General features: G+C 69.8%; 14 protein-coding genes and 1 pseudogene. 9 read left to right on the top strand and 6 right to left on the bottom strand.

Annotated elements, in window-relative coordinates:
* The 5 genes from alaS (at nt 1) to ACSVDM_RS01520 (ending at nt 5998) form a co-directional block, all read left to right on the top strand.
* Complete coding sequence (gene alaS / locus ACSVDM_RS01500; protein WP_439262170.1) at nt 1-2667, top strand: alanine--tRNA ligase; 2667 nt, start codon at nt 1-3, stop codon at nt 2665-2667.
* Nucleotides 2667-3209, top strand: a complete 543-nt coding sequence (gene ruvX / locus ACSVDM_RS01505) for a Holliday junction resolvase RuvX (RefSeq protein ID WP_225280628.1) — start codon at nt 2667-2669, stop codon at nt 3207-3209. The genes alaS and ruvX overlap by 1 nt, the downstream gene beginning before the upstream one ends.
* Nucleotides 3206-4681, top strand: coding sequence for an endolytic transglycosylase MltG (gene mltG / locus ACSVDM_RS01510; RefSeq protein WP_439262172.1), 1476 nt, complete (start codon nt 3206-3208; stop codon nt 4679-4681). The genes ruvX and mltG overlap by 4 nt, the downstream gene beginning before the upstream one ends.
* A complete protein-coding gene (locus tag ACSVDM_RS01515) occupies nt 4674-5483 on the top strand; it encodes a shikimate dehydrogenase (RefSeq protein ID WP_439262174.1) in 810 nt (269 codons plus the stop codon). The genes mltG and ACSVDM_RS01515 overlap by 8 nt, the downstream gene beginning before the upstream one ends.
* Before the next feature lie 68 nt (nt 5484-5551).
* Entirely contained in the window at nt 5552-5998 is a 447-nt protein-coding gene (locus ACSVDM_RS01520; RefSeq protein ID WP_439262176.1) for a B-4DMT family transporter, read from the top strand.
* A gap of 167 nt (nt 5999-6165) precedes the next feature.
* Here ACSVDM_RS01520 and aroB read toward each other — a convergent pair whose 3' ends face one another.
* The 4 genes and pseudogenes from aroB to ACSVDM_RS01540 form a co-directional block, all read right to left on the bottom strand.
* On the bottom strand, nt 6166-7281 hold the full coding sequence (aroB, locus tag ACSVDM_RS01525; RefSeq protein ID WP_067493579.1) for a 3-dehydroquinate synthase: 1116 nt from the start codon (nt 7279-7281) through the stop codon (nt 6166-6168).
* A 611-nt stretch (nt 7282-7892) separates the two neighbouring features.
* A pseudogene (locus tag ACSVDM_RS01530) lies at nt 7893-8582 on the bottom strand (shikimate kinase); the annotation flags it as partial.
* A gap of 587 nt (nt 8583-9169) precedes the next feature.
* The gene (aroC, locus tag ACSVDM_RS01535) at nt 9170-10378 is read right to left on the bottom strand and encodes a chorismate synthase (protein ID WP_067636606.1); all 1209 of its coding nucleotides are present in this window, start codon (nt 10376-10378) and stop codon (nt 9170-9172) included.
* A gap of 151 nt (nt 10379-10529) precedes the next feature.
* Complete coding sequence (locus tag ACSVDM_RS01540) at nt 10530-11003, bottom strand: prepilin peptidase (protein ID WP_439262179.1); 474 nt, start codon at nt 11001-11003, stop codon at nt 10530-10532.
* Between the two features lie 209 nt (nt 11004-11212).
* Between ACSVDM_RS01540 and ACSVDM_RS01545 the strand changes: the two genes are divergently transcribed.
* From ACSVDM_RS01545 to ACSVDM_RS01560, 4 genes are read left to right on the top strand one after another with little or no spacing between them, the layout of a single operon-like run.
* Entirely contained in the window at nt 11213-12334 is a 1122-nt protein-coding gene (locus tag ACSVDM_RS01545) for a M24 family metallopeptidase (protein WP_439262181.1), read from the top strand.
* A gap of 50 nt (nt 12335-12384) precedes the next feature.
* Complete coding sequence (efp, locus tag ACSVDM_RS01550) at nt 12385-12948, top strand: elongation factor P (RefSeq protein WP_067493585.1); 564 nt, start codon at nt 12385-12387, stop codon at nt 12946-12948.
* 2 nt (nt 12949-12950) lie between these two features.
* Complete coding sequence (gene nusB, locus ACSVDM_RS01555; RefSeq protein WP_439262184.1) at nt 12951-13460, top strand: transcription antitermination factor NusB; 510 nt, start codon at nt 12951-12953, stop codon at nt 13458-13460.
* Nucleotides 13461-13462: 2 nt separating this feature from the next.
* A complete protein-coding gene (locus ACSVDM_RS01560; RefSeq protein ID WP_439262186.1) occupies nt 13463-13726 on the top strand; it encodes a YciI family protein in 264 nt (87 codons plus the stop codon).
* 192 nt (nt 13727-13918) lie between these two features.
* Here the strand turns inward: ACSVDM_RS01560 and ACSVDM_RS01565 are convergent, their stop codons facing one another.
* Both ACSVDM_RS01565 and ACSVDM_RS01570 read right to left on the bottom strand, forming a co-directional pair.
* Entirely contained in the window at nt 13919-15979 is a 2061-nt protein-coding gene (locus ACSVDM_RS01565) for an NERD domain-containing protein (protein WP_439262188.1), read from the bottom strand.
* Between the two features lie 108 nt (nt 15980-16087).
* Nucleotides 16088-17272 carry a serpin family protein gene (locus tag ACSVDM_RS01570; RefSeq protein WP_439262190.1) on the bottom strand — a complete coding sequence of 395 codons (1185 nt, stop codon included), beginning with the start codon at nt 17270-17272 and terminating at the stop codon, nt 16088-16090.
* Between the last annotated feature and the right edge of the window lie 19 nt (nt 17273-17291).

Genomic DNA, 17291 nt, shown 5'->3' on the forward strand with positions numbered 1-17291 from the left:
GTGCAGACCCACGAGATTAGACGGCGTTTCCTGGACCATTTCGTCCGTGCCGGACACACCGAGGTACCCAGTGCCTCGCTGATCCTGGCCGACCCCAACCTGCTGTTCGTCAATGCGGGCATGGTCCAGTTCAAGCCGTATTTCCTGGGTCAGGAAGCGGCGCCGTACGCGCGAGCTACCAGCGTGCAGAAGTGCGTGCGCACCGGTGATATCGACGAGGTCGGCGTCACCACCCGGCACAACACCTTCTTTCAGATGGCCGGCAACTTCTCCTTCGGCGACTACTTCAAGGAAGGCGCCATCACCCTGGCCTGGGAGCTGATCTCCAAGTCCCAGGAGGACGGCGGTTTCGGTTTCGACCCCGAACGGATCTGGGTCACCGCCTACGAGTCCGACCCGGAAGCCGCCGAGATCTGGGAGCGCGTCGCCGGAATCCCGAAGGAGCGCATCCAGTTCCGCGACGGCAAGGACAACTACTGGGACATGGGCGTGCCTGGTCCCGGCGGTCCCTGCTCGGAGATCTACTACGACCGCGGCCCCGCCTACGGCAAGGAAGGCGGCCCGGTCGCCGACGAGGACCGCTACCTCGAGATCTGGAACCTGGTGTTCATGCAGGACATCCGCGGTGAGGACAGCCCGAAGCTGGGCTTCCCGCCGGTCGGGTCGCTGCCGCGCAAGAACATCGACACCGGCATGGGCGTCGAGCGCGTCGCCATGCTGCTCCAAGGCGTGGAGAACGTCTACGAGACCGACCTACTGCGCCCCATCATCGACAAGGCCGAGCAGCTCACCGGCCGCTCCTACGGTGTCGAGCACGCCGACGACGTGCGCTTCCGCGTGATCGCCGATCATGTGCGCAGCTCGGCCATGCTCATCGCCGACGGCGTGAACCCCGGCAACGACGGCCGCGGCTACGTGCTGCGCCGCCTGCTGCGCCGCATCGTGCGCTCGGCGCGCCTGCTGGGCGCCGAGAAGCCGGTGATGGCCGAGCTGATGAAGGTCGTCTCCGACCTGATGTCGCCGTCCTACCCGGAACTGGCCACCGACTTCTCCCGCATCGAGACCGTCGCGGTCGGCGAGGAAACGGCCTTCCTGAAGACCCTGAACACCGGCGAGACCCTCTTCGAGAATGCCGCGTCGGCGGTGAAGTCCTCCGGCGGCAAGCAGATCGCCGGTTCGGACGCCTTCGCCCTGCACGACACCTACGGTTTCCCGATCGACCTCACCCTCGAAATGGCCGCCGAGGCGGGCCTTTCCGTGGACGAGGCGGGTTTCCGTTCGCTGATGGCCGAGCAGCGTCAGCGCGCCAAGGACGACGCCCAGGCCCGCAAGCACGCCCACGCCGACCTGACCGTCTACAAGGAACTGGTCGACCGCGGCGCCACCGAGTTCACCGGTTTCGACGAACTCACCTCCGAGGCCAATGTGCTCGCCCTGATCTCCGGTGGTGTACGGGTGCCCGCCGCCCAGGCCGGTGCGGACGTCGAGGTGATCCTCGATCGCAGCCCGATGTACGCCGAGTCGGGTGGTCAGATCGCCGACCGCGGCGCGATCACCGCCTCGGGGCTGAAGCTGCGTGTCAACGACGTGCAGAAGATCGCCAAGAAACTGTGGGTGCACAAGGCCACCGTGGAGCAGGGCCAGATCACCGAGGGCGATGTGGTTCTCGCCCAGGCGGATCCGTCCTGGCGTCGCGGCGCCACCCAGGGCCACTCCGGCACGCACATGGTGCACGCCGCGCTGCGCCAGGTGCTCGGCCCCAACGCCGTGCAGGCCGGTTCGCTGAACAAGCCCGGCTACCTGCGTTTCGACTTCAACTGGCAGGGCGCGCTGTCCGAGCAGCAGAAGGCCGATATCGAGGCCGTGTCCAACGACGCGGTCGGCGCCGACTTCCCGGTGAACACCTTCGTCACCGATCTGCCCAAGGCCAAGGCCATGGGCGCGATGGCGCTGTTCGGCGAGAACTACGGCGACGAGGTGCGTGTCGTCGAGATCGGCGGCCCGTTCTCGATGGAGCTGTGCGGTGGCACCCATGTGGAGCACTCCTCGCAGATCGGCCCGATCACCGTCCTCGGTGAGTCGTCGGTCGGTTCGGGTGTGCGGCGCGTGGAGGCGTTCGTCGGTCTGGACTCCTACAAGTACCTGGCCAAGGAACGTGCCCTGCTCGCCGGTGTCGCGTCGTCGCTGAAGGTGCCGTCGGAAGAGGTGCCCGGTCGCGTCGAGCAGCTCGTGGAGCGGCTCAAGGTGGCCGAGAAGGAACTCGAGCGCACCAAGATCGCCGCCATGCTCGCCTCGGCCGGCACGTTCGCCGAGCAGGCCGAGCGCGTCGGTTCCGTGCGCCTGGTCGCCGCCGCCGCGCCCGAGGGCGCCTCGGCCGGTGACCTGCGCACCCTGGCCACCGATATCCGTGGCCGCCTCGGCAGCGATCCGGCGATCGTCGTGCTGCTCGGCAATGTCGACGGCAAGGCGCCGTTCGTGGTGACCGTCAACAAGGCCGCCCAGGACCTCGGCTTCAAGGCGGGCGATCTCGTCGCCAGCTTCGGTCCGAGCATCGCCGGACGCGGCGGCGGCAAGCCGGAGATGGCGCAGGGCTCCGGCTCGGACCCGTCGGGTATCCCGAACGGTTTGACCTCGGTCCGCGCCCGGGTGGCCGAACTCGCCGGCTGATGAGCACCCCCGCCTCGGACGAGGCCCCGGCCGATCGACCCGATCCGGCGACCGACCCCGGTCGCGGCCGCCGGATCGCGGTCGATGTCGGCAGTGTCCGCATCGGCGTGGCGTCCTGTGACCCCGACGGGGTGCTCGCCACGCCGGTGGAGACCGTCGCGCGCGCCAAATCCAGCCGTCAGGGCGGTCCACCCGCCGACATCGCAAGAATTGCCGAGATTGTGCGGGAGTACGAAGCCGTCGAGGTGATCGTCGGCCTGCCCCGGACACTGCGCGGCGAAAACGGCACCGCCGCGGGCATCGCCCGCAAGTTTGCCAAGCAGTTGCGCCGGGTGATCGACCCGATTCCGGTGCGCCTTTCCGACGAACGTTTGACTACGGTGTCTGCTGCACGTGCGTTGCGCGAGAGTGGAGTTCGCGCACGTGGCCAGCGGCAGATGATCGACCAGGCGGCAGCGGTGTCGATTCTGCAAGGATGGTTGGACGAGCGGAGTTCGATGGTGAAGGACGCAGCAGACACAGCGGTCGGAGATGATGCATGACCGACCGATGGGCCAGGGCAGAGGAGCGGTACCGGGCGCGTGAGGCGGACCGGCGTTACCCGCGCCGCGACGACTGGGGCCTCGACCCCCGTGCGTCGCGCGAGGAGCCCGAGGTCCCCGAATGGGACGACTTCGACGACGACACGAACGTCATCCCACGCTACGAGGACGAGTTCCCCGAGCCGGAGGCCGAACCGGAACCCGAACCGCCGCGCCGGGTGGGTCAGCGCCCACCGCGCGCCACACCCGCCGGACGCGGCCGCACCAGATCCGGTGCGGGACGCGGTAAACGGTCGCGGATCGCCTCCCGCAAGGCGGCCGAACGCAAGCGCCGCCGCCGCAACATGTGGGTGGTGGCCGCCGTCTTCGCGCTGCTGTTCGTCTCGGCGGCGGGCTTCGCGGGCTACAAACTGATGGGAAGCCTCGCTCCCGCCGAGGATTTCGCGGGCCCGGCAGGCAAACCCGTAGTCGTCCAGGTGCATCCGGGCGACACCGCCACCCAGATCGCCGAAGCGATGCACGAGCGTGGCATCGTCGCCAGTTCCGAGGCCTTCTACGAGGCGGCCGTGCAAAACGCCGGAATGAACAGCGTGCAGCCCGGCTTCTACGCGATCGGTGAGCGCAGCCCCGCCGCCGACGCCGTCGCCGCGCTGGTCGGTGGTAAGTCCCGCGTGGGCAATGTGGTCGTGTCCGAGGGCAGGTTGCTGCACGACAAGCACGACGTGAGCACCGGTGGCCGCTACGACGGCATCTACCGCAAGATCGCCGACGCCAGCTGCGTGGGCCCCGAACGCAAGTGCGTGACCTACGAGCAGCTCGACGCGGCGGGTGCGAGCCTCGACCTGGCCGCCCTCGGCGTCCCGCAGTGGGCGATGCAGGCGGTCAAGGACTGCCCCGACCGGGCCAGGCAACTCGAAGGACTCATCGCGGCAGGCACCTGGGACTTCGATCCCAGCGGCACACCGCAGCAGATCCTGAAGCAACTGATCACCGCGAGCGTGCAGGCCTACGAGGCCACCGGACTGCTGCAGTCGGGCGCTGACACGAAACTGTCGCCCTACGAGATGTTGATCGCCGCGTCGCTGGTGGAACGCGAGGCCAAGCCGGAGGACATGGGCAAGGTGGCACGGGTGATCGTGAACCGGCTCGAGGTCGGCCAGATGCTGCAGTTCGACTCCACGGTGAACTACACCCTCGACACCACCGAGGTCGCCACGACCGACGCCGACCGCGCCGCCGTGACCGCCTGGAACACCTACGCGATGGAGGGCCTGCCCAAGACGCCGATCGCCGCACCATCGGTGGCCGCGTTGCGGGCCGTCGAGAAGCCCGAGCCGGGACCGTGGCTGTACTTCGTCACCGTCGACAAGCAGGGCACGACGAAGTTCACCGACTCCTACCAGGAGCACCTGCGGCTGGTCACCCAGGCACAGCGCAGCGGCATTCTCGACAGCTCGCGGACCGGTGGCTGAGCCGCGCAAGGCGGCGGTGCTCGGGCAGCCGATCGGGCATTCACGATCGCCGCAACTGCACACGGCCGCCTACCGCGCGCTCGGTCTGCCCTGGACCTACGAACGCATCGAATGCTCCGCTGAGCAACTCCCTGGTCTGGTCGACGGACTCGGCCCCGAGTGGGTGGGGCTGTCGGTGACGATGCCGGGCAAGGAAGCGGCGCTCGCGTACGCGGACCGGCGCACCGACCGGGCGGAACTGGTCGGCTCGGCCAACACCCTGCTCCGCACCGACGACGGCTGGTTGGCCGACTGCACCGATGTCGACGGCGTGTTCGGCGCGCTGCGCGACGGCGGTGTCGACCGGGTCGAGGAGGCGGTGGTGCTCGGCGCGGGTGGTACCGCGCGGCCCGCTCTGCTCGCGCTGTCGCGGCTCGGTGCTCGATCGGTGACGATCGTCGTCCGCGACGCGGGCCGGGCGCGTGGTGCGCTCGACCTGGCCGAGCGGCTCGGGATGTCGGCTGCCACCGCGTCGTTCGATGCCGAATCCCTGGCCACGATCTGTGCGCGCGCCGCCGCGGTGGTGAGCACGGTGCCCGCGGAGGCGGCGGCCGCGGTCGCGGGATCGGTGGCGACGGCGCCGGTGGTGCTCGACGCGATCTACAACCCGTGGCCGACACCGCTGGCGACGGCCGTCGGGGAGGCCGGGCACACGGTGGTCAGCGGGCTGCGGATGCTGCTGAACCAGGCCTACGGTCAGGTCGAGCTGTTCACCGGGCAGCCCGCGCCCCGCGCCGCGATGGCGGCGGCGCTCGACCTCTGATCGATACGTTGCCGCGCTGATCCGCGAATTGGTACCGGTTCTAGTTTTGTCCGATTAGGGTGATGCCCATGACCACTTGGCTGTTGCGTGCCATCGCACTCGGGGCGACAGTGGTCGCCCTGCGGGTTCTGCTCGGATTCGCCATGGCGGCCCTGCCGACCTACGGCATCCTCTGGCGGGCTGCCTGCCTGATCGTGATCGTCGGCGCCGCCATCGCCTGGGGCGCGCGCGACGCCCGCTCCGCCGACGGCACCGACCTCACCGTCCGCTGGCTGCTGGCAGGCATGGTCGCCGGGCTCGGCAGCGGCGCGGTGTGCTGGATCCTCGACCAGGTGCCCGGTATCGAACTCGGCGATGCGGGTGCGCTGTTCGAACTCACCTCCGCGGCGTCGTTCATCATGCTGCTGGTGTTCCTGCCCGCGATGATCGGCGTGGGCTTCGGCCGTGCCCGGGCGCGCAGATCAGCCGCGAAGCCCCAAGCCGCCCCGGAGCCGGTCCCCGCTTACGCGGGATAGGCGGACGGCGTACCGCTGGAGGTGTGGTCCTGCGGTCGACGCCGCTTGTGCGCTGTGGGCGGCTGCGTCGAACTCGCCGCAGGGCGTGCCGCCTGCCTACGCGGGGTAGGCAGGCGGCGTCTTCGAGCGCGTCGCTCGTCCACGCGTGATGGAGGTGCGGCCCGTGCTCAGAGCAGGATCGCGCCGCTCGTCGGTGTCTCGCGGGCGATGGCCGAGTAGGCCGCCGCGAGCAGACTCGGGTCCGGGCCTTCGAGGCGGCCGGGCTTGGCCAGGCCGTCGAGCACCACGAAGCGGAGCACACCGGAGCGGGTCTTCTTGTCGGTCTGCATCGCGTCCATCAACTGCGGCAGCGCGTCGGCGTCGTAGCTCACCGGCAGGCCGACGCTTTCCAGGATGGTGCGGTGACGGTCGGCGGTGGCGTCGTCCAGGCGGCCGGCGAGGCGGCCCAGTTCGGCGGCGAACACCAGGCCGACCGACACCGCCGCGCCGTGACGCCAGCGGTAGCGCTCGCGCCGCTCGACGGCGTGGCCGAGGGTGTGGCCGTAGTTGAGGATCTCGCGCAGGCTCGATTCCTTGAGGTCGGCGGCGACCACGTCGGCCTTCACCTGGATGGCGCGGCGGACCAGTTCCGGCAGCACTTCACCGGTGGGGTCGAGCGCGGCCTCCGGATCGGCCTCGATGAGGTCCAGGATCACCGGGTCGGCGATGAAACCGGCCTTGATGATCTCGGCCATGCCCGCGACGATCTCGTTGCGCGGCACCGTTTCCAGGGTCACCAGGTCGACGAGGACGGCGCTCGGCTCGTGGAAGCTGCCGACCAGGTTCTTGCCCGCCTCGGTGTTGATGCCGGTCTTGCCGCCGACCGCGGCGTCGACCATGGCCAGCAGTGTGGTCGGCACGTGCACGATGCGCACCCCGCGCATCCAGGTGGCCGCCACGAAGCCCGCGAGGTCGGTGGCCGCGCCGCCACCGAGGCTCACCACGGCGTCGTTGCGGGTGAGCCCGATGCGGCCGAGCACCTCCCAGCAGAACCCGGCCACGGCCAGGTCCTTGCCGTCCTCGGCGTCGGGGATCTCGATGCGGTGCGCGTCGATCCCGGTGTCGGCCAGCGCCTTTCGCACCGCCTCGGCGGTCTCGGCCAGCGGCGGCTGGTGGAAGATCGCCACGGTCCGCACCGCATTGCCCGCGGTCACCGCCTCGACGAGGTCGCCGAGCAACCCGCGACCGATGATCACCGGGTAGGGATCGGCGGTACGGACCTGGATGGTGGTCGGCTCTGTCACGTGCGCTGCTCCGATTCTCTCGGGTCGTTGGTCATACGTCTTGTCGCGCGCCGTCGCGGCCGCGCCCGCCAGGAACCCGGCGCCGGTTCCCCTGGCCCCCGATCAGCGGGTTGCTGAGCCCCACGCTGGTCGGTCGGGCCTGCGGGTGTTTCGGCACCGGGATCGGTCGCCGAACTCCGGCGTCCACCCGCTGCTTGTTTCGCGCCGCCACGCCTACCGCGGCTGCCACGTCTGCTGCGGTTGCCGGTCGATTCCGTGCCGCCGGATCGGCGACCGGTGGCGGTCGGGGAGTCGTCGGCGCTGGCGGCAGGGGAGCCTTGGGCGGTGCCGGAACGGGTGCTCGGCTGGGACTTGCGGCCGCGTCGGTTCGGGCGCGTGGTCCTGGCGTTCTCGGTGGGGCCGGCCGAAGTTTCGGCGCGTGCTTCGTCGGCAGGTGAGACCGCGTCGGCGGTCGGCTCGCCGGTCCGGGTGGAGTCGGTCGCGCTGCCGGCACGGGACCGGCTGCCGCGACGGCGCAAGCGGTTGCGGCGCGAGCGCCTGCCCTCACCGGGCGGTGTTTCACCGGCGGCGGATCGTCCCGGCGCGGGTCGTGCTGCGGCGGAAGTGGTTCCGTCGTTGTCGGCCTGGGCCGTGGGTGCGGGAAGGATCTCGCCGCGCCGGGCGGCTGCCGCCCTCGCACGGGACCGTCTGCGCGCTTTGGAACGGTTGCTGCCGGAGCCCGGTGTGGAAGGTGAAGGGGGAGTGGGCTTGGTGGTGTCGGCGGTACGCACGATGTCGGTGCGCACCGATTCGAGTCCCAACCGTGCCAGGATCATCCGCACCACCCGGCCCGGACTGCGACCGTCGGTGCGCACGCGCACCGTGGCCACTTCTCGGTAGAGAGGGCGGCGCTGCTTCATCAGCTCGCGGTACTTCGCGGCGGGGTCGGCACCGTTCAGCAGGGGACGGGCATTGCTCGACCCGGTGCGCCGAAGTCCTTCGCCCACACTGATTTCCAGGTACACCACGGTCGCGCCGCGCAGCACCTCGCGCGTGCGCGCCGACAGCACCGACCCGCCGCCGAGCGACACCACGCCCTCGTGCTCGAGCACGGCCCGCCGCACCACCTGCTCCTCGATACGGCGAAACTCCGACTCACCGTCTTCGGCGAAGATCTCGGGAATGCTCCGCCTGGTCTCGGCCTCGATCCCCGCATCGGTATCGAACAGCTCGACACCCAGTTCCCTGGCCAGCTTGCGCCCGATCGTCGACTTCCCGGAACCGGGCGGCCCGACCAACACCACCCGAGCACGCGCGACGATCCCGTTCTCGCCGCCGGAATCGGCGTCCGGTGACGCGGGCGCGTTGTCGCCATCTGTGTCCGGACCCGGTTGCGTGGGCGCGTTGTCGCCATCTGTGTCCGCACCCGGTTGCGCGGGCACGTTGTCGTCAGCCATGTCCGCACCTGCTGCGTGCGCGTTCTCGCCACCGGAGTCTGTACTCGGAGCAGTGTGCGCAATGTTCCCCCCGACCTCCGCCCTGGGGGCCGTGACTGAGGCGTCGTCCCCGGCCTCCGGACCGGGTGCCGTGGTCGAGTCGGCGTCCCCCGTCCCTGCACCGTGGCCGAATGCCGTGGCCGGATTGTCGTCCTCTGCCTCTGCCTCTGCCTCTGCCTCTGGCTCTGCCTCTGCCGCTGCGGCGAAAGCCGTGGCGTGGTCGGCCTCGGTGTCCGCAGTGGCAGGTGTAGACAGGGTCGCGTCCCCGGCGTCTGCCGTGGTCGGGTCGTCCCCGCCTGCTGCGGTGGGGGTCGTGATCGGGTTGTCGTCGCTGGTCTCCGTGCCGGGTGCGGCGGTCGTCGATGAGGGGCCCGCGTCGGTGTGGCGCGCGGTCCCCTCCTGGCCCGGCGTGGTCACGACGTGCGGCTGTCCGCGGGCACGTGGGGACGGCTGCTGATCCGCTTGATGTAGCTGGTGATGTTGTCGACGGTCTCGGCCAGCGAATCGCCACCGAACTTCTCCAGCGCGGCCTGCGCCACGACCAGCGCCACCATCGATTCCGCGACCACGGCGGCGGCGGGCACCGCGCACACATCGGAGCGCTGGTGGATGGCGACAGCTTCCTCGCCGGTGGACATGTCGACGGTCGAGAGCGCCCGCGGCACCGTCGAGATCGGCTTCATCGCCGCACGCACGCGCAGCGCCTCACCGTTGGTCATGCCGCCTTCCAGACCGCCCGCGCGGTTGGTCGAGCGCAGCACACCGTCGGGACCGGGACGCATCTCGTCGTGGGCCTGGCTGCCGCGCCGGCGCGCGGTCTCGAAACCGTCGCCGACCTCGACACCCTTGATCGCCTGAATACCCATGAGCGCGGCGGCGAGTCGCGAGTCGAGCCGCTGCTCACCACTGGTGAACGAGCCGAGTCCGATGGGCAGCCCGTCGATGATCACCTCGACGACCCCACCGAGGGTGTCGCCGTCCTTCTTGGCCGCCTCGATCTCGGCGATCATCGCCGCCTCGGCCTCGGCGTCGAACGCGCGCACCGGGCTGGCGTCGACGGCATCGAGATCCTGGGGGCCGGGCACGACGCCGGTGGTGTTCGCGGCGGCACCGATCGACACGACGTGCGAGATCACCTCGACGCCGAAGGCCTGGCGCAGGAAGTTACGGGCAACGGTGCCCGCCGCCACGCGAGCGGCGGTTTCCCGGGCGCTGGCCCGCTCGAGTACCGGGCGCGCGTCGTCGAAGCCGTACTTGAGCATGCCGGAGTAGTCGGCGTGTCCGGGGCGCGGTCGGGTGAGGGGGGCGTTGCGCGCCATGCCTTCCAGCGCCGCCGCGTCGACGGGATCGGCCGACATCACCTCGGTCCACTTGGGCCACTCGGAATTGGCGACCTCGATCGCGACCGGACCACCCATGGTCCGCCCGTGGCGCACGCCACCGACCAGGGTGACCTTGTCGGCCTCGAACTTCATCCGGGCGCCGCGCCCGTAGCCGAGCCGACGGCGCGCGAGCTGTGCGGAGACATCGTCCGATGTCACCTCGACTCCGGCGACCATCCCTTCCAGGAGGGCGACGAGAGCGGGACCATGGGATTCTCCGGCAGTTATCCAGCGCAACACGCCGACCATCTTCCCATGTCGGCGCCCGTGGTCGGGCACGTGGTCCGCAGTGACGAGCGGCACGTCGGCGGTGTGCCTGCTCGCACGCCCACCGGACCGTCGTGCCGGCGGGGTGCGGACGGTGTCGCGATTCGGCGCGTCGGGGTCGCTGTCATGCCAGCGCCATCGCCGTCACCGTGGCCAGGCACATCGCCGGACCGTGGGGTACCACCCTGCGTGTAGTCACCTGCCGCGCGCTCTCGACGGCGCGTCCCGATACCGACCGCAACCAGTGCCTACCCAGCACAACAGCCGCCGCCACCGCGGTGAGCAGTGGCGCCGCGACGGCCGCCCACGTCCACGCGGGTGGGCCTGCCAGCGCGGCCGCGGCGCCCAGCGCGATCGCCAGCTTCACATCACCGGCGCCGAGCGCGGCGGGCGCGATCAGATGGGTCACCAGGTAGGGCATGGTCAGCAGGGCGGCACCGATCAGTGCCGTGGTCAATTGCCCGGTGTACCAGGCGAACCCGAAGACGGCGACCGCACCAGCGCCGGTGAGCGCGTTGGGCAGGCGGCGGGCATGGACATCGATCACGCCGAGGAGCAGACACCAGGCGATGAGCAGGCAGAACGCGGCAGTAGTCATGTGTCGATCGTGCTGGCCCGAGCCGCGGCGATCGAGACCTCTCCGCCGAATGTGGACAACTTTCGCACATGTGGACAGCCCGATCTCCAGAACTCCTGTCGCACACGGACTCCGCCGAGGTCGGCGCGGGAAAAGCCGGTGCCACGCCCGGAACCGAACATGGCGCACTCGATGCCCACGTGTCCGTGGTTCGGCGGTAGCGTTGACTCATGTGTGCTGACTACACGGGTCCCGACCACGCGGCACGGCGCGGCGCCCTGCGGAGCCTGCTGGTGGAGAACGGCGTCGACGCGCTGCTCGTGACCGATCTGGTCAATATCCGCTATCTCACCGGCTTCACCGGCTCCAACGCCGTCCTGCTCGTGCACTCGTGGGACATGCGTGGCGCCGAGGACCGCACCGTCATCGGCACCGACGGCCGTTACGCCGCCCAGGTGGCCGAGCAGACCCCGGATCTCCGTGCCGAGATCTCGCGCGCCACCGCCCGGCGCATCCTCGAGCTGGCAGGCGAGTGGCAACTCGGCCGCGTCGGCTTCGAAAGCCACGTGGTGACCGTGGCTGAGCACGAGTCCTACGGGGAGCTGCGCACCGGGCTACAGCTCGTGCCGACCTCCGGCCTGGTCGAGCAGCTGCGCATGGTCAAGGACGACTACGAGGTCGAGCAGTTGCGGGCCGCGTGCGCCGCCGCCGACGCCGGGCTGGCGTCCCTGCTCGAGCGTGGCCTGCTGCGGCCCGGGCGCACCGAGCGCCAGGTGGCGCGCGACCTCGAATGGGCGATGTTCGAGCACGGCGCCGAGGCCGTCTCGTTCGAGACCATCGTGGCCGCGGGCGTCAATTCGGCCGTGCCGCACCACCGGCCCACGGGTGCGGTCCTGGCCGCGGGTGACTTCGTGAAACTCGACTTCGGCGCGGTCGTCGACGGCTACCACTCCGACATGACGCGCACGCTCGTCCTCGGTGAACCGGCCGGCTGGCAGCGCGAGATCTACGAGCTGGTCGCCCGCTCCCAGCAGGCGGGACGGGAAGCGCTCAAACCCGGTGCCAAGACCGCGGAGGTCGATGCCGCCGCCCGCGTGGTGATCGAGGACGCGGGCTACGGCGCGCAGTTCGTACACGGCCTCGGACACGGCGTCGGGCTGCAGATCCACGAAGCGCCCGGAGTGGCCAAAACGAGTACCGGTACACTTCTGGCAGGCGTGGCGGTGACCGTCGAACCAGGTGTGTACCTTCCCGGCCGCGGCGGGGTCCGGATCGAGGACACGCTCGTGGTGCGCGAAGGGGGCCCGGAACTGCTCACCCTCACCAGCAAGAACCTGACCGTCGTCGAGTGACGACGGCGCCCCCAGAGACACGCAGTAACGAACGAGGAGATCCGAAGACAGTGGCGGACACCAGCGACTTCAAGAACGGCCTTGTGCTGAAGATCGACGGTCAGCTTCAGCAGATCGTCGAATTCCAGCACGTGAAGCCGGGTAAGGGCCCCGCCTTCGTGCGGACCAAGCTGAAGAACGTCGTGTCCGGCAAGGTCGTCGACAAGACCTTCAACGCGGGTGTCAAGGTCGAGACCGCCACCGTCGACCGTCGCGACATGACCTACCTGTACCACGACGGCTCCGACTACATCTTCATGGACGGCGAGACCTACGACCAGATCTCCATCCCGGAGGCCACCATCGGTCAGGGTGCGCGCTTCCTGCTGGAGAACATGGGCGTGCAGGTCGCCGTGCACGAGGACGCGCCGCTGTTCGTGGAGCTCCCGGTGACCATCGAGCTGCTGGTGCAGCACACCGACATCGGTCTGCAGGGCGACCGCTCCACCGGCGGCACCAAGCCCGCCACCCTGGAAACCGGCGCCGAGGTGCAGGTCCCGCTGTTCATCAACACCGGTGACAAGCTGAAAATCGACTCGCGCGACGGCAGCTACCTCGGCCGCGTCAACGCCTGATCGTGGCGGACTCCCCGGCAGACAAGAAGGGCTCGTACAAGAAGCTCGGTGCGCGCCACAAGGCGCGTCGCCGTGCTGTGGACATGCTGTTCGAGGCGGAGGCGCGTGACGTCGACGTCTCCGATCTGCTGGCCGAGCGGGCCGAGCTCGCGACCCGCGATCAGAGCGTGGCCCCTGTGCACCCGTACACCAACACCCTCGTCGAGGGCGTCGCCGACGACCTCGACCGGGTGGACGGCACCATCGAGTCCTACCTGCAGGACTGGACCCTGACGCGGCTGCCCGCCGTGGACCGGGCCATCTTGCGGATCGCGGTGTGGGAGCTGTTCCACGCCACCGACGTGCCCCCGGTCGTCGCGGTCGACGAGGCCGTGGAGCTGGCCAAGGAGCTGTCCACCGACGATTCCCCGTCGTTCGTGAACGGTGTGCTCGGCCAGGTCGTGCAGGTGGCGCCGCAGGTGCGGGCCGCTGCGGCGGCGACACGGGCACCTCGGCAGGAACCGGAGTCCTGAGCGTGGCCAAGTACCTGGTGATGGCCCGGCGCGCGCCCGGGTTCGACGCCTCGGTCATCGAGCCGCACCGCGAATTCCTGCGTGATCTGCTCGCGAAGGGGCAGCTGCAGGAGAGCGGCGGATTCAGCGACGGCACCGGCGGCGCCTATGTGGTGCTGGCCGAAAACCTCGACGCCGCAACCGCAATCGTGCACTCCGATCCGCTGCACACCATGGGTGCTTCGGAACTGACCATTCACGAATGGACGATCACCGTCTCCGCGTGATCCCGTTCCGCCCACAGCCGCGCGCTCGAACGAGCGTGCGGCTGTTCGCCGTTCGGGCCGTGGTCCGACGGCCTCCGCCGGTGGGTGTACGAGGAAACCGGCGGAGGCGCGGCCGCGCCGGGTAGCGCGGTGTCGGGTGTGCGTGGGCACCCGATGATCCTGCAACCTCGAGTGGGCTCGAGGTCAAGCGGGTCAGCGTCGGGCGTGGACGAGGGGTGCCAGGAAGCTTTCGATCTGTGCGCCCGACGGTTGACCGAGACGCCTGCCCAGGTAGTCGGGTGCGTCGCCCGCCGCGCGGCAGCGGTCGGGGTCGGTGTTGGCCGGGTCGTTGGAGTAGCGCTCGCCGAGCATGGTCGCCTTGGCGACTTCGCGTCCGGTGCGCAGCTCGTAGACGGTCACCTCGTAGGTGGCGCGGAACAGGTTGACCGTGCGGCCCACCGGTGCGCCGGGCGAGGGCGCGTACTGGCAGGTCTGGACGAGGTCGCGCAGTTCCAGCTGCTTCATGCAGGCGATGAGCTGCACCGATGACGGGTCGCTCGGGCGCCACGCGCTCGAATCCTCCGGTCGGACCATGCTCGTGAGATGACCGGAGAGATAGATCGGCGCCACATCGCCGCGCTGGTAGGGGGCGGCGTTCGGGAACGGTTTCTTGTCCGGCCCGCACATGCGGTCGTAGTCCGACATCTCGAACCGACTCGCCTGCACCGCCGTGATGGCGAAGAACCCGGCACCGAACAAGAAGATGAACAGGATCAAGCCGAGCCCCGCACCGATCTTCGGCAGACTCCTGCCGCGCTCCGCACGCTCGCGGACAGGGCGGTTCTGCCAGCGCTCACGCAGTGACGGTCCGCTCGGCCCGGTGCGCTGGAGCGATCCGGTACGCCGGAAGTCGCGCCAGCGACGGCGCAGCGACGGACGCCGCGCGTGTTGCTCGTGGCCGACCCAATCGGTCCAGTTGCCCGAATTCGACGAGTGCGTATCGGTGCTCGACGGGGCGCTCCAGGAAGCGGCGGCCGCACCGGACGACCAGCTTTCGCCGCGCGGCGTCCGGGAATCGGCCGTGCGGGAATCATCGTGTCGCTCATCGGGTTCCGCGGCCGTGCTCGAATCGCGCATCGGCTCGGGCGCGGGAGGAAGGCGCTCCGGTTCACCGCTGTCGCTCTTGCTCAGCGAGATGACGTGGCCGGAATCGCGATCGTCGACATCGTCATCCCACCGCCCGTCAGCCGGATCCTCGGTGTCGTCGCGGAGTTGCGGTGCGCTGGAGCGTGCCGTGGTGTGGTCCTGGGACACCGGATCAGCCGATACTTCAGCCGAATTCGGCACCTGAGCGCTCGTCGCCACGTCATCGGGTGGCCCCGCGCCAACCGGTGCCGATTCCTGTTCGACAGGGGCGGTCCCGGTCGCGGCGGAGGTCGATGCGGGCGCCGACCGATGCGGCCGGTTCGCCAGCCGGTCGATCGCCGCCAAGAACGCGGGCGTAGGCGACTGACCCGCCACCACCGGATCGTGACGAGTCGCCTCGACCTTCTCGTCCTCGGAATGCGTTGCGGCCGAACCGGACAGTGAGCCGAGCTCCGCCGGGGACGCAGGCGCCGCGGGCTTGCTGGTGGCTGCCGCTTCGAGTTCGTCCGGGAACCCCTGCGCGGTCAGGTCGTCGGTCGAGGGCAGCAGGTGGCCGAGATTGAGGGCCGTGAACACCCGCGCGACGTCCTCGACGCTGAGCCGAACGGTTCGCCCGATCTCGGCTTCGAAATAGTCGTGCAACGCGGTGAAGTCGTCGCGGTCGACGATCACCGCGCGGTACCCGTCGGCGATGCGTGTCTCTTCGATGGTGATCTGGGCGCCCGGCTGGGGGACCAGTGCGATGACCGCGTTCACCCAGCCGAAGATCCCGGACTGCTGCAGCAGGCTTTTCGCCGCGAACACCTGCCTGCGCACCTGCACGAACGGGTTCGGCACGCGCGCGGCGTGATACAGCGCCGCGGGGGCGCCGTCGATGGTCCACGGCCCGTTCGGTGGGGTGGCGAGGGTGCCTTCCTGGCGGGTGGTGAAACCCTTGACCTCCAGGATGGTCACGGTCTGCGGGGTGCATACCAGCGCGTCGACCTCGACCGACCCGCCCCGGTTCTCCGGCACATGGCAACGGAAGACCGCGACGCCACCGGCCCGGAATGCCTCGTCGCGGATCGCCGCACCGACGATCTGTTCCGCGCCTTCGAGTTCGGTCTCGTCCGCGACAACGACGATCACCACGACCCCCTGAGCACCCGACTGCGGACCCCTACCAGAATACGGCCTCCCCGTGCCGTTCCGAATCCTGTTGCCGAGCAACGTGTTCGGTAAGAATGATTACCCATTTCACCACGGCGCGCTTCCGGGTGGCCGTGGGTCGTCGCCCGCCGGACGTGCCCAGGTGAGTGGGGGTGTGGTGACCTGGCCCGCGACGAGCACCAACCCGGTCGGCCGGTCGACGGCGAGGAATCCGAAGGGCCGATCGATGTTCACCGAGGTGACCGTCGCCCAGTTCAGTTGCGGAAGGCCGCCGAGGCTCACGGCGACCGCGGTCACCGCGGCGGCCTCGAAACCCGCGGCGTCGAACCGTGCGATCACATTCTGCGCCGCGGCTTCGACGGCGAGCGGGAACGAGCTGATGCCCGGGAAATGCCCTCGCGACGAGTCACGGGCGGCGGAGAGGCCGAACAGCGTGGCGTGGTCGAGAAGATCGTGGTGTGCGGCGATGTCGAAGGGCGGGAGCGTGAGGACGACGGAGTCGCCGTCGACGGTCTCACGCCGCTCGACGGTCAGACAGGGCGCAGTCGTTCCCACCGGGAGGTCCGACGTCGCGGGCAGGGATCCGTCGAGTGCCGCGATACCGGCCTCCACGGCATGGTGAGGGTCGGTACCGATCAGGAGGTGAACGTCCAGCTCGCCACGACCGGCGACGATCACCCTGGTGACGTCCGAACCGAGAACGGACACACTGCCGTCGGGACAGCTGCTCCGGTACAGCCCGGTGCCGCGATGCCCCTGCCAGGGACCGGTTGCGGGCGTCCACAGAATCTCGTCGAACGGCGTGACCCATTTGGTCCGCGCCAACAGGGCTGTGGCCAGCGCGAATACGGTCGAAGGCGAGATCGGCACCGGGAATTTCCCGATCAACCCGCCGGTCTGCTCCCGCGCCCAAGCATCCAGTGCCGCAGGATCACCCAGCTCGCCCACGGTTCCGGCCGGCATACTCGCGATCCACTCCGGGCGCACAGGCAGACCCGCCTTCGCCCATGCGCCGATCGCCGTCGACACCTCCCGGGAATCGTCCAGTGATTTCAGCATCGCCAGCCCGGCCGCATGCGCCTCATCGGCCGGAATCCCCAGGGCAGCGGCCAATTCGGTCCTGGCCGGCCCCTGCGCCGCACCCGCGAGTACGGCGAGCAACGGCCACAGCCCGGCCGCCGACACCGCCGTGTTCGCGCCCCCGAAGGTGGTGCACCACCGCGCCGTGAGCTCGTTGGCCGAGCGGACGTGTGGCATCAGCAAACTCCCCATGGGCGCCGATCTTACGACC

Origin of the sequence: Nocardia sp. JW2 (assembly GCF_051843015.1) — a bacterium.
In the GTDB taxonomy this organism is placed as follows: domain Bacteria; phylum Actinomycetota; class Actinomycetes; order Mycobacteriales; family Mycobacteriaceae; genus Nocardia; species Nocardia coubleae.